General features: G+C 55.5%; 10 protein-coding genes. 7 read left to right on the forward strand and 3 right to left on the reverse strand.

From position 1 onward, the window contains the following. Positions 1-54 precede the first annotated feature (54 nt). Both flgK and flgL read left to right on the forward strand, forming a co-directional pair. The gene (gene flgK, locus N6P30_RS17590; RefSeq protein ID WP_021240766.1) at positions 55-1695 is read left to right on the forward strand and encodes a flagellar hook-associated protein FlgK; all 1641 of its coding nucleotides are present in this window, start codon (positions 55-57) and stop codon (positions 1693-1695) included. A gap of 14 nt (positions 1696-1709) precedes the next feature. Then, positions 1710-2663, forward strand: coding sequence for a flagellar hook-associated protein FlgL (flgL, locus tag N6P30_RS17595; RefSeq protein ID WP_023292790.1), 954 nt, complete (start codon positions 1710-1712; stop codon positions 2661-2663). A 75-nt stretch (positions 2664-2738) separates the two neighbouring features. On the opposite strand, the gene N6P30_RS17600 is transcribed toward flgL, so the two are convergent. After that, positions 2739-3953, reverse strand: a complete 1215-nt coding sequence (locus tag N6P30_RS17600) for an MFS transporter (RefSeq protein WP_023292789.1) — start codon at positions 3951-3953, stop codon at positions 2739-2741. A 145-nt stretch (positions 3954-4098) separates the two neighbouring features. Between N6P30_RS17600 and N6P30_RS17605 the strand changes: the two genes are divergently transcribed. Further along, positions 4099-5001: a LysR family transcriptional regulator gene (locus N6P30_RS17605; protein ID WP_072204902.1), complete on the forward strand. Its 903-nt coding sequence runs from the start codon at positions 4099-4101 to the stop codon at positions 4999-5001. A 46-nt stretch (positions 5002-5047) separates the two neighbouring features. Here the strand turns inward: N6P30_RS17605 and rne are convergent, their stop codons facing one another. Beyond that, positions 5048-8167: a ribonuclease E gene (gene rne, locus N6P30_RS17610; protein WP_023292787.1), complete on the reverse strand. Its 3120-nt coding sequence runs from the start codon at positions 8165-8167 to the stop codon at positions 5048-5050. 572 nt (positions 8168-8739) lie between these two features. Between rne and rluC the strand changes: the two genes are divergently transcribed. Then, on the forward strand, positions 8740-9687 hold the full coding sequence (rluC, locus tag N6P30_RS17615) for a 23S rRNA pseudouridine(955/2504/2580) synthase RluC (protein ID WP_032663822.1): 948 nt from the start codon (positions 8740-8742) through the stop codon (positions 9685-9687). A 76-nt stretch (positions 9688-9763) separates the two neighbouring features. Here the strand turns inward: rluC and N6P30_RS17620 are convergent, their stop codons facing one another. Then, entirely contained in the window at positions 9764-10348 is a 585-nt protein-coding gene (locus N6P30_RS17620; RefSeq protein ID WP_032676812.1) for a Maf family protein, read from the reverse strand. 140 nt (positions 10349-10488) lie between these two features. Between N6P30_RS17620 and yceD the strand changes: the two genes are divergently transcribed. From yceD to plsX, 3 genes are all read left to right on the forward strand, one after another. Continuing rightward, complete coding sequence (gene yceD, locus N6P30_RS17625) at positions 10489-11010, forward strand: 23S rRNA accumulation protein YceD (RefSeq protein ID WP_021240759.1); 522 nt, start codon at positions 10489-10491, stop codon at positions 11008-11010. A gap of 16 nt (positions 11011-11026) precedes the next feature. Then, positions 11027-11200, forward strand: coding sequence for a 50S ribosomal protein L32 (rpmF, locus tag N6P30_RS17630; protein WP_003857964.1), 174 nt, complete (start codon positions 11027-11029; stop codon positions 11198-11200). A gap of 80 nt (positions 11201-11280) precedes the next feature. Beyond that, the gene (gene plsX, locus N6P30_RS17635) at positions 11281-12315 is read left to right on the forward strand and encodes a phosphate acyltransferase PlsX (RefSeq protein ID WP_021240758.1); all 1035 of its coding nucleotides are present in this window, start codon (positions 11281-11283) and stop codon (positions 12313-12315) included. Positions 12316-12320: the final 5 nt, after the last annotated feature.

Here is a 12320-nt window from a genome sequence, read left to right on the forward strand (position 1 = left end):
GGTTGCCGATAACCTTCATCAGGACTCGTGTCTGAACGTATAAAAGGAACCCCCATGTCCAGTTTGATTAACAGCGCCATGAGTGGCCTCAGTGCTGCGCAGTCGGCACTCAATACCGTCAGTAATAATATTTCAAGCTATAACGTGGCAGGCTATACCCGCCAGACCACGGTGCTGGGCGCATCTAACAGCACGCTGACCGGCGGTGGCTGGGTGGGTAACGGGGTGTATGTCTCCGGTGTCCAGCGTGAGTATGACGCCTTCATCACCAATCAGCTGCGCGCCGCGCAGACGCAGAGCAGCGGCCTGACGACGCGCTATCAACAGATGTCAAAAATCGACGATGTGCTCTCCGATACCACCAACTCGCTCTCCACCACGCTGCAGGACTTCTTCAAAAGCCTGCAAACGCTGGTGAGCAACGCGGAAGATCCGGCAGCGCGTCAGACGGTGCTGGGTAAAGCGGGCGGTCTGGTCAATCAGTTCAAAACCAACGATCAGTATCTTCGTGACCAGGATACGCAGGTGAACACCGCGATTTCAACCAGCGTGTCGCAGATCAACAACTATGCCAAACAGATTGCCAACCTGAACGATCAGATTTCCCGTCTGACCGGCGTCGGTGCGGGCGCATCGCCTAACGATCTGCTTGACCAGCGCGATCAGCTCGTCACTGAGCTGAACAAAATCGTCGGCGTGGAAGTGTCTGTTCAGGATAGCGGCACGTATAACATCTCTTTCGGCAACGGTTACAGCCTGGTGCAGGGCAGCAAAGCTAACCAGCTGGCGGCCGTGAAGTCCAGCGCCGATCCGTCCCGTACCACCGTGGCCTATGTCGATGACGTGGCCGGGAACGTAGAGATCCCGGAAAAGATGATCACCACCGGTTCTTTGGGCGGTTTACTGACCTTCCGCACGGAAGATCTGGATAAAGCTCGTAACACCCTGAACCAGATGGCGCTGGCCTTTGCCGATTCGATGAACACGCAGCATGAAGCCGGCTTTGACGCTAACGGTGATGCGGGCGGTAAGCTGTTCAACTTTGGTTCTCCGGCGGTGCTGTCCAACAGCAAGAACGGCGGGTCGGCGGTTGTTACGGCCTCTGTGACCGACAGCAAACAGGTCCAGGCGACAGACTATAAGCTGCAGTTCAACGGCACTGACTGGACGATCACCCGTACATCAGACAAAACCAGCTTTACGATGAGCCCGGATGCTAGCGGCAACCTGTCGTTTGATGGTCTTAACGTCAACGTGAGCGGCACGGCAAATACCAAAGACAGCTTTACCGTGAAGCCAGTTTCCGACGTCATCATGAACATGGATCTGGCGATCAGCGACGAGTCCAAACTGGCGATGGCGTCAGTGCAGAACGGCGGCGAAAGTGATAACCGTAATGGCCAGAAACTGCTTGATCTTCAAAACGCGAAAGTTGTGGGTGGGAATAAAACCTTTAACGATGCGTATGCCTCTCTCGTCAGTACAGTCGGTAGCTCAACGGCGTCACTGAAGGTGAGCAGCCAGACGAAAGCGAATGTGGAAACACAGTTAACCAAACAACAGCAGTCCATCTCAGGGGTAAACCTCGACGAAGAGTATGGCAATTTGCAGCGTTATCAGCAGTATTACCTTGCCAACGCGCAGGTGTTACAAACTGCTAGTACGCTCTTCGACGCAATTATCAATATTCGCTAAGGTTGAGGTGAACAATGCGTATTAGCACCCAAATGATGTACGACCAGAACATGCGGGGGATCACCGATTCCCAAAGCAAATGGCTAAATTTCGGGGAACAAATGTCCACCGGTAAGCGCGTTAATCGTCCGTCGGACGATCCTATCGCGGCGTCGCAGGCGATTGTTCTATCACAGGCTCAGGCGCAGAATAGCCAATTCGATCTTGCGCGTACCTTTGCAACGCAGAAAGTATCGCTTGAGGAGAGTGTCCTTTCACAGGTTACAACGGCCATTCAGAGCGCTCAGGAAAAAGTCGTTTATGCGAGGAATGGGACATTAAGTGACAGCGATCGGGCATCTCTGGCGACAGACCTGCAAGGCATACGCGATCAGCTTATGAACCTCGCCAACAGCACTGACGGTAATGGACGATATATCTTCGCAGGGTACAAGACGGAGAATGTCGCTTTTGACCAAACCAGCGGCAATTATATCGGTGGTACTACCCCAGTTAACCAACAGGTGGATTCTGCACGAAATATGCAAATCAGCCACACTGGCACAGAGGTTTTCGCCACGTTTACCAGCAATGCAACACCGGAGCCGGGTGGTGGAACACCTGAAAAGAATTTATTCAAGATACTGGATAATGCTATCACCTCGTTGAACACACCGGTCGGTGACGATCAAGCGAAGGTCGATCAGGAAAATGCAGCCATTGATGCTGCGAACCGGGGGTTGCGTAACTCGCTTGATAATGTATTAACTGTACGGGCCGATTTGGGTACCAAACTTAACGAACTGGATAAACTGAACACACTGAGTAACGACCGGTCACTCGCACAGACTTCGCAAATGAGTGACCTTGTGGACGTTGACTGGAATGCGGCAATTTCCTCTTACACCATGCAGCAGGCGGCCTTGCAGGCGTCTTATAAAGCGTTTAGCGATATGCAGGGCATGTCTCTGTTTCAGCTGAACAAATAACATCTTGACCTCTTAGAACATGTCTTGAAACTGTGCATGTTTTGCTGCCCAATCCGTCTGGATTGGGCATTTTTTTTATGCGACTTCTACCGTTACTGAGGCGACACGCGCGCTTTCTATCAGACGGATGACCAGCGCAATGACGCCACAGACGGTGGCCAGTGCGACCACACCCGTCCAGCCAGCCAGCGAGTAGATATTGCTGCCTAACGCGGACCCCAGCGCCATCCCGATAAAGACGACCGTAAAGAGCAGGGCGTTGAGACGACCACGCGCCTGCGGTTCAAGGCTGTACACCAGGTTCTGATGGGCGACCAGGCTGGACTGCAGGCCCAGGTCGAACCCGACGGCAGAGATGGCGATCAGCATCAGCTGCCCATGAACGCCCAGCGCGGGCATCAGGAACATCAGGGCGAAAGAGACGGTCACAAGAACGGCACCAAGCTGCGTGACTTTTCCTGCCCCCAGTTTGTCCGCCAGCCCCCCCGCCAGTGGGGCAGCTAACGCACCCGCGGCACCGGCAATACCAAAACCACCTGCGACGGCACTACCCAGGTGATAGCGTTCCAGCAGCATGACCGCAAGCGTTGACCAGAAGGCGCTAAAGGCAATCGACAGGAAACCCTGAGCCAGCGCCGCGCGGCGCAGCGCCGGGTAGCGACGCCACAGGTGTTCCATCGAGCGCATCAGCGCGGGGTAGCTCAGCGTGGAGTGAATGGCAAAACGGGGAAGTACAAACCACATCATTACCCCGATGAACGCAATGCTCGCCGCTGCCAGCTGGTACATGACGCGCCAGCCAAACGCTTCGCCCACCACGCCGCTCACGGTTCTTGATAATAAGATACCCATCAGCAGCCCGGTCATTACCGTGCCCACGGTTTTCCCCTGTTTACCTTCCGGCGCAAGGATGGCCGCGGCAGGGACGATATCCTGTGCCATGGTGGCGGCCATGCCGATAAGCAGGCTTGCCAGCAGCAGGGAATGGATCTGCCCGGTCAGGCTACAGCCGAGAAGAAACAGCGCCAGCGCCGCGCTTTTGATCAAAATTAACGTCCTGCGGTCGTGGCGATCGCCCAGAGGAAGCAGGAACAGGATGCCAAGCGCGTAGCCTGCCTGCGTTAATGTTGGCACCAGGCCCATACCTTCAATACTCAAATGCAGGTCGGCACCCATCAGCGGCAGCAGGGGCTGCGCGTAATAGATTGATGCCACGCTGAAGCCAGCCCCCAGAGCCAGCATAAAGATCACCCAGCGGCTTACAGCATGGGAAGTCGTTGTTGTGTTCATAATTTGTTCCTCATTCATCGTGTGAGGCTATTTTTTATCAGTACGCCTTGCGACGGTAGCGGGCCCGGTGGTAAAACGCTTATACGTTGAACGTATAAATGAAAATGCGATGAAAAGAGTTGAGCGTATAGACAGGGTAGAGCTAATGCGGACGTTTGTCCGCATTGTCGAGGCGGGTTCGCTCTCAGCGGCGGCGCGACAGCTGGCAACAACCCAGGCCACGGTAAGCCGACGGTTGCAGTCGCTTGAAACCATGCTGGGCGTGCGCCTGTTGTTGCGCACCACCCACACGACGCGGCTAACGGATGACGGCGAGCGCTGCTATCAGCACGCCCGTCGGGTGATTGACAGCTGGCTGGCGCTGGAGGATGAGGTAGGGCAGACGGAAGATGAGCCGGTAGGCGTGCTGCGGGTGCGGGCGCCGCACGCGTTTGGTCAGGATCAGCTTCTGAAACCCGTAACCGAATTTTTGCAACGCTATCCGCAGCTTTCGATTGAGTGGATGCTCAACGATCGGTCGGCGGATTTCCTCGGCGACAACCTTGACTGTGCTATTCGGGTGGGCGTGGAGGTCGATCCGGCAACCGTATCCGTACTGCTGGCGGAGGTGCCGCGCTCGGTGGTGGCTTCTCCGGCACTGCTGGCCCGCTTCCCGGCGGTGAATACGCCGGAGGATTTGCAGCAGTTTCCCTGGATAGCCATCAGCTCTTTCTACCAGCGCCACGTGGAGCTTTTTCACGATGCCACGTCCGCCACCGCGCGGATTGCTATTACGCCACGGCTCAGCACCGACAGCCTGTATGTCGCACGCAATACGGCACTTACCGGCCTTGGCGTGGCCGTGGTATCCAGCTGGACGGTACAGGACGATATTCGGGAAGGGCGGCTGGTGCATTTGCTGCCCGAGTGGCAGCCCGCGGCGCTACCGGTACATCTGGTCTATCCCTGGTCCCGTTATTATCCGGCACGCTTGCGGCGATTTCTGGAGTTGATGCGGCAGGTCATGCCGGAGGTGACCGGGATGAGAAAGCCTGTTCAGCAACCATAAAAAAGCCGACCCAAGGGTCGGCTTTTTACTTCAGTGTCGTTTGTCGTTATTCGACAGACTGTGGACGCGTTGCCGGTGCAGTCGCCTGATGCGTTGCACTGTGACCACCGGCTGCGCCTTTACCTTCGAAGCTGAAGGCCGGGCGAACCCAGTCGCTGTGACGCGGCGCTTCAGGCACGTAATCCGGCGCCGGGGCGCGGGTCATCGGTGCAGTCGCCACGTGGGCAGCGGCTGGCGCAGAAACAACCGGCTCAGGCTTCACTTCTGGCGCTTTCGGCTCTTCAACAACCGGTTCAACCTGAATCTCAACATCCTGAACGACCTCTTCAGCGGTGGTTTCGACGAGGGTTTCAGCGGCTTCTTCTACCGCGGCTACAGGTTCAGCCTCTTCAGCAATTTCCTCAGCCACCACGACATCTTCTTCAGCAATAAGCTGCGGTGCGGCATCAACCGGCGCGGCAATCACTTCCGGATGCGTGGTTTCGACGTCCGCGGCCTGAGGTGCTTCAGTTTCAACAACCTGAGGTTCAACCACGGTTGCCGTTTCAGTCACGACCTCTTCTACCGCTGCTACAGGTGCAATGACCTCTTCCGTTACCGGCTGTTCTTCAACAACCTGCTCCGGGCGAGCAACAGGGTAGCGGATCCAGACTTTGCCGGAAGCCATTTCTGGTGAAGCACAGGCAACGGTCAGCGGCATTGGAGACTGAGTCGGGTACCGCTCGTCACGATAGCGACGACGGCGCTGACCGCTGACGCGCAGATGACGTGGGGAACGACGTGAACGGCGCGGCATACCGGCGTTATCACGGTTTTCACCGTTTTCATCCTGCTCAATGTTGTTATCAACGACCGCTGGCAGGTCAACTTTTGCCAGCTGCGTACCGGTTGCGCTCTCGCGAGTTTCAACCGCAACGTTTGCTGTCTCTTCGGTTGCTTCAGAGGCGAAGCGGACTTTCTGAGCAAGCTGGCGCTGCTTACGGCGCGGCATGACCTGAGTACGTTCTTCCTGCTCGCCGTCCTGCTGCTCAACAGGCTCTTCGCGGTTCAGGTTTTTGACTTCCTGCTGTGCCTGACGCTTCTCGTCGTTACGACGACGGTTGCGTTCACGGCGCGGCTGCTGGTCGTCACGCTGTTTGCTCTTCTCAGACTCATCGCCCGCCTGCTGGCGAATTTCACGATCTTCAACATTCTGCTGCTGTTTCTCGCGACGGTTGCGACGGTTGTCTTCGCGTTGCTCACGGCCTTCGTTATTGTCAGAGCGGTTGTCACGGTTGTCACGACGCTCGTTGCGCTCATTACGATCGCTACGGTCATTACGGTCGCGGCGGTTGTTCTGACGCTTACGGCGGTCCTGCTGACGTTCAGGCTTGGCCGCTTTTGGCTCTTCTTTCGGCTGCTCTGGCTGAACTTCCTCACCGGCAAACATCTTCTTCAGCGCGCCGAAGAAGCGGCTCAGCAGACCCGGCTGCGCTGGCTGTGCTTTCGCTGCCGTCGCTTCTGGTTTCTGCGCCGCAGGTTTGGCCGCTGGTTTTTCCAGGGCGGCTTCCGGTGGGGCTTCTGGCATGATGAAGGTCGCTAACGCAGGCTGCTCTGGCAGCTTACGCTCTGCTGGCTCGTCATCAGATGGCAGGGCCATCTCTTCTTCGTGCAGCTTCGGCAGCAGGTAGCTGAGCGTTGACGTCTCTTCGCCTTTACGGACACGCAGCACGTGGTAGTGCGGGGTTTCCATCTGATCGTTTGGCACGATGATGCAGCGAACACCACCCTGACGTGCTTCAATGGCACTGACCGCAGCACGTTTTTCGTTCAACAGGTAGGACGCAATTGGCACAGGCACAATCGCGTGAACCTCTTTGGTATTCTCTTTCAGCGCTTCTTCTTCAATCAGACGCAGGATAGAGAGGGACAGCGACTCGTTATCACGCACGGTGCCGGTGCCGGAGCAGCGTGGGCAGACGTGATGGCTGGACTCACCCAGCGATGGGCTCAGACGCTGACGGGACATCTCCAGCAGGCCAAAGCGTGAGATATGGCTAATCTGAATACGCGCACGATCCTGACGCACCGCTTCGCGCAGACGGTTTTCTACCGCACGCTGGTGACGAACAGGGGTCATGTCGATGAAGTCGATAACAATCAGACCACCCAGGTCGCGCAGGCGGAGCTGGCGGGCGATTTCATCAGCGGCTTCAAGGTTGGTGTTGAAAGCGGTCTCTTCGATGTCGCCGCCGCGGGTTGCACGCGCGGAGTTGATGTCGATAGCGGTCAGCGCTTCAGTGGTATCGATAACGATAGAACCGCCGGATGGCAGACGCACTTCACGCTGGAAGGCGGACTCAATCTGGGATTCGATCTGATAGTGGCTGAACAGCGGGATTTCACCGGTATACAGCTTAATTTTGCTGGTGAAATCCGGACGGCCCAGCGCGGCGATGTGCTGGCGTGCCAGCTCAAGCACTTTCGGGTTATCGATCAGAATCTCACCGATGTCCTGACGCAGGTAGTCACGGAAGGCACGCACGATCACGTTGCTTTCCTGGTGGATCAGGAACGGAGCAGGGCGGCTTTCCGCTGCTTTCTGGATGGCTTCCCAGTGCTTCAGACGGAAGCTGAGGTCCCACTGCAGCGCTTCGGCGGATTTCCCGACGCCTGCGGTACGCACGATAAGCCCCATGCCGTCAGGCAGTTCAAGGCTTGCCAGTGCTTCTTTCAGCTCGGTACGGTCATCACCTTCGATACGGCGAGAGATACCACCCGCACGCGGGTTGTTTGGCATCAGCACCAGATAGCTCCCCGCCAGGCTGATAAAGGTTGTCAGTGCGGCACCTTTGTTGCCACGCTCTTCTTTATCAATCTGAACGATAACTTCCTGACCTTCACGCAGAACATCTTTGATGTTTGGGCGGCCATGGGCGTTGTAGTTTGCAGGGAAATATTCGCGGGCGATTTCTTTCAGAGGGAGGAAACCATGACGCTCAGCACCGTAATCGACAAATGCAGCTTCAAGGCTTGGTTCAATGCGGGTGATTTTGCCTTTGTAAATGTTCGCTTTTTTCTGTTCGTGTCCAGGACTTTCGATATCCAGATCGTACAGGCGCTGCCCATCCACAAGGGCGACACGCAACTCTTCTTGCTGAGTTGCGTTGATTAACATTCTTTTCATCGTAACTTACTCGTTATTCTTACATTGACGACAAAGCTGCGGGCAAGGTGACGCTTTCCGGGGTATGAACCGATGGCCTCGTGTCTGTTCACGTCGCCAACCTCACGGTTGTCGCTCGCTTAAGAGGCGCAGAGTGTCGGTTGCCTGTGTTTCATACGGAAACACAGCGCAATTATCAGGGGAATTGCCTGGGTAGAACTCTCCAGAGAACAATCCTTATACCGGGAAGTACTGCAACCCGCAGCCCGCTAACTGCCTGAAAGATCAATACGTCTTACGCCATTGCTGCGTGGATGATCGGTCAGACAAAATTGGTCATTCCGTCGACATCCTTACAAAACCCGGATTTAACGCGGAAAACGACCTCATTATTCCACTGCTCGCCGGGTTATAGCAAGATGACTTTTACCAATTATCACCCGGTTACTCACAGTTTCTTCACCTCAAGGTGGTGATTGGTTTAATAACCACCAAATCGATTGCGTGAAACGGGGCGCAGGCCGGATAAAAGTAAATATAAGCATAGAAAAATGAGTGGCGCTAATGGCTGACGATATTTAGAATCGCCAACCATGAAAACAGAGACTCCAGCCGTAAAAATGGTTGCCATCGCCGAAGATGAAGCGGGGCAACGTATCGATAACTTCTTGCGCACCCAGTTGAAAGGGGTGCCAAAGAGCATGATTTACCGCATCCTGCGTAAGGGCGAAGTGCGGGTGAACAAAAAACGCGTGAAGCCCGAGTACAAACTCGAGGCGGGCGATGAAGTGCGTATTCCGCCGGTGCGCGTGGCAGAGCGTGAAGAAGAGACCGTTTCACCGAAGCTACAGAAAGTGGCGGCCCTGAGCGATGTCATCCTTTACGAAGATGACCACATTCTGGTGCTGAATAAACCGTCAGGAACGGCAGTCCATGGCGGTAGCGGCCTGAGCTTCGGTGTGATTGAAGGGCTCCGCGCCCTGCGCCCGGAAGCGCGTTTCCTTGAACTGGTGCACCGTCTTGACCGTGACACCTCTGGCGTGCTGCTGGTAGCGAAAAAACGTTCTGCGCTGCGTTCCCTGCATGAACAGCTGCGTGAAAAAGGGATGCAGAAAGACTACCTGGCGCTGGTGCGCGGCCAATGGCAGTCCCATGTAAAAGTGGTGCAGGCGCCGCTGCTGAAGAACATTCTGCAAAGCGGCGAGCGTATTGTCCGCGTCAGCCAGGAAGGGAAACCGTCTGAGACGCGGTTTAAGGTTGAAGAGCGCTATGAGTTTGCCACGCTGGTGCGCTGCAGTCCGGTGACCGGTCGTACCCACCAGATCCGCGTACATACGCAGTTTGCAGGGCACCCCATCGCGTTTGATGACCGCTATGGCGACCGCGAGTTTGATAAGCAGCTGACGGGGACTGGGCTATCGCGTCTGTTCCTGCATGCGGCAGCGCTGAAATTTACCCACCCAAATACCGGTGAAGTCATCCGTATTGAAGCGCCGCTGGATGAGCAGTTGAAACGCTGCCTGAAGGTTCTGCGCGGCTGATTTTGCCCGGCGGCGCTGCGCTTGCACGGGCCTACGGTTTTGTAGGCCGTGTAAGCGCAGCGCCACCCGGCGAAGGTCACATCGTCAGCGGATTACACTCTTCTCGCCGTAACATCTGACACAAGGCAATCAGCGGTAACCCCACCAGGGTGTTCGGATCCCGACCGTCCAGCTTGTCGAACAGCGCAATCCCCAGCCCCTCACTTTTAAAGCTCCCCGCGCAGTTCAGCGGACGCTCACGACGCACATAATCCATAATCTCTTGCTCGCTGAGATGACGGAAGTGTACGTCGAACGGCTCGCACTCGGTTTGCAGATGGCCTGACGCGGCGTTATAGAGGGCGAGGCCCGTATAGAAGGTCACGATAGTACCGCGCGCGCGCAGAAGCTGCTGGCAGGCATTTTCCTCTGTATGCGGCTTGCCGGTGATTTCGCCGTCCAGTACGCAAACCTGATCCGAGCCTATAATCAAATGCGAAGGATAGCGTGCGGCCAGCGACTGCGCCTTCTCCTTAGCAAGACGCGTCACCAGATGGCGCGGTGACTCGCCCGGCAGTGGCGTCTCATCCACGTCTGGTGCAGCGCATTCAAACGGGATCCCGAGCTTTTCCAGCAGCATTCGGCGGTAGGGAGACGTGGAAGCAAGGACGAGATTTGGCATATTTTTATCACCAGATATAGCGTATCGATGCCAGCCATTTTAAACTACAGGCCGCAATGTGTGCGAATAATTGGCAAAAGGCAGCTCTGGTTGCCTTTTTCTTTGACTCTATGACGTTACAAAGTTAATATGCGCGCCCTATGCAAAAGGTAAAATTACCCCTGACTCTTGATCCGGTACGTACGGCTCAAAAACGCCTCGATTACGAAGGTATCTATACTTCCGATCAGGCTGAGCGTATTGCCGAATCCGTAGTCAGTGTGGACAGTGATGTAGAATGCTCCATGTCGTTCGCTATCGACAACCAGCGCCTCGCCGTGTTAACCGGTGATGCAAAGGTGACGGTAACGCTCGAGTGTCAGCGTTGCGGGAAACCGTTTGTACAGCATGTTCACACAACGTATTGTTTCAGTCCGGTTCGTTCTGACGAACAGGCTGAAGCACTCCCGGAAGCGTATGAGCCGATTGAGGTTAACGAATTCGGTGAAATCGATCTTCTGGCTCTGGTTGAAGATGAAATCATCCTCTCCTTGCCAGTCGTTCCGGTGCATGATTCTGAACACTGTGAAGTGTCCGAGGCGGACATGGTCTTTGGGGAACTGCCTGATGAAGCGCAAAAACCAAACCCATTTGCCGTATTAGCCAGCTTAAAGCGTAAGTAATTGAGGAGTAAGGTCCATGGCCGTACAACAGAATAAACCAACCCGTTCCAAACGTGGCATGCGTCGTTCCCATGACGCGCTGACTGCAGTTACCAGCCTGTCTGTAGACAAGACTTCTGGTGAGAAACACCTGCGTCACCACATCACCGCTGACGGTTTCTACCGCGGCCGCAAGGTTATCACTAAGTAATCACGCGTCAGCGTGATTAGGCTTAGTGAGGAGCTCCCCGTGCAAACGGGGAACTTACCGAACCAGGCTGCGACGATACCTTGACACGTCTAACCCTGGCGTTAGATGTCATGGGGGGAGATTTTGGCCCTTCCGTGACAGTGCCTGCAGCATTGCAGGCACTGAATTCTAATTCGCAACTCACTCTTCTTTTAGTCGGCAATCCCGACGCAATCACGCCATTACTTGCAAAAGCTGACTTTGAACAACGTTCACGTCTGCAGATTATTCCTGCGCAGTCAGTTATTGCCAGTGATGCCCGACCCTCGCAGGCGATTCGCAACAGCCGCGGCAGCTCGATGCGGATAGCGCTGGAGCTGGTGAAAGAAGGACGAGCCCAGGCTTGCGTCAGCGCGGGTAATACCGGCGCGCTGATGGGACTGGCGAAATTGTTGCTCAAACCGATTGACGGTATTGAGCGCCCGGCGCTGGTGACGGTGTTGCCGCATCAGCAGAAGGGCAAGACGGTGGTGCTTGATTTGGGCGCGAACGTCGATTGTGATAGTACAATGCTGGCTCAGTTTGCCGTAATGGGATCGGTGCTGGCAGAAGAAGTGGTCGGGATCAATACTCCCCGTGTTGCGTTACTGAACATTGGTGAAGAAGAGACCAAAGGCCTGGACAGCATTCGCGAAGCAGCTGAATTGCTCAAACAGGTTCCCTCCATCAACTATATTGGTTATCTCGAAGCCAATGAGTTGTTGACGGGTAAAACGGATGTTCTGGTCTGCGATGGCTTCACCGGAAACGTAACGTTGAAGACCATGGAAGGGGTCGTGCGGATGTTTCTTTCTCTGCTGAAATCACAGGGAGAGGGCAAAAAAAGCGCCTGGTGGCTGATTTTATTGAAGCGTTGGTTACAAAAGAGCCTGACGCGGCGATTCAGTCACCTCAACCCCGACCAGTATAATGGCGCCTGTCTGTTAGGATTGCGTGGCATCGTGATTAAGAGTCATGGCGCCGCCAATCAGCGAGCATTTTCTGTCGCCATTGAACAGGCAGTGCAGGCGGTGCAGCGACAAGTCCCTCAGCGGATTGCCGCTCGCCTGGAATCTGTATTAGCTAAAAGTGACTGAGCGTA

It is taken from the genome of Enterobacter sp. PL1 (assembly GCF_945957325.1).
Classification (GTDB): Bacteria; Pseudomonadota; Gammaproteobacteria; order Enterobacterales; family Enterobacteriaceae; genus Enterobacter; species Enterobacter roggenkampii.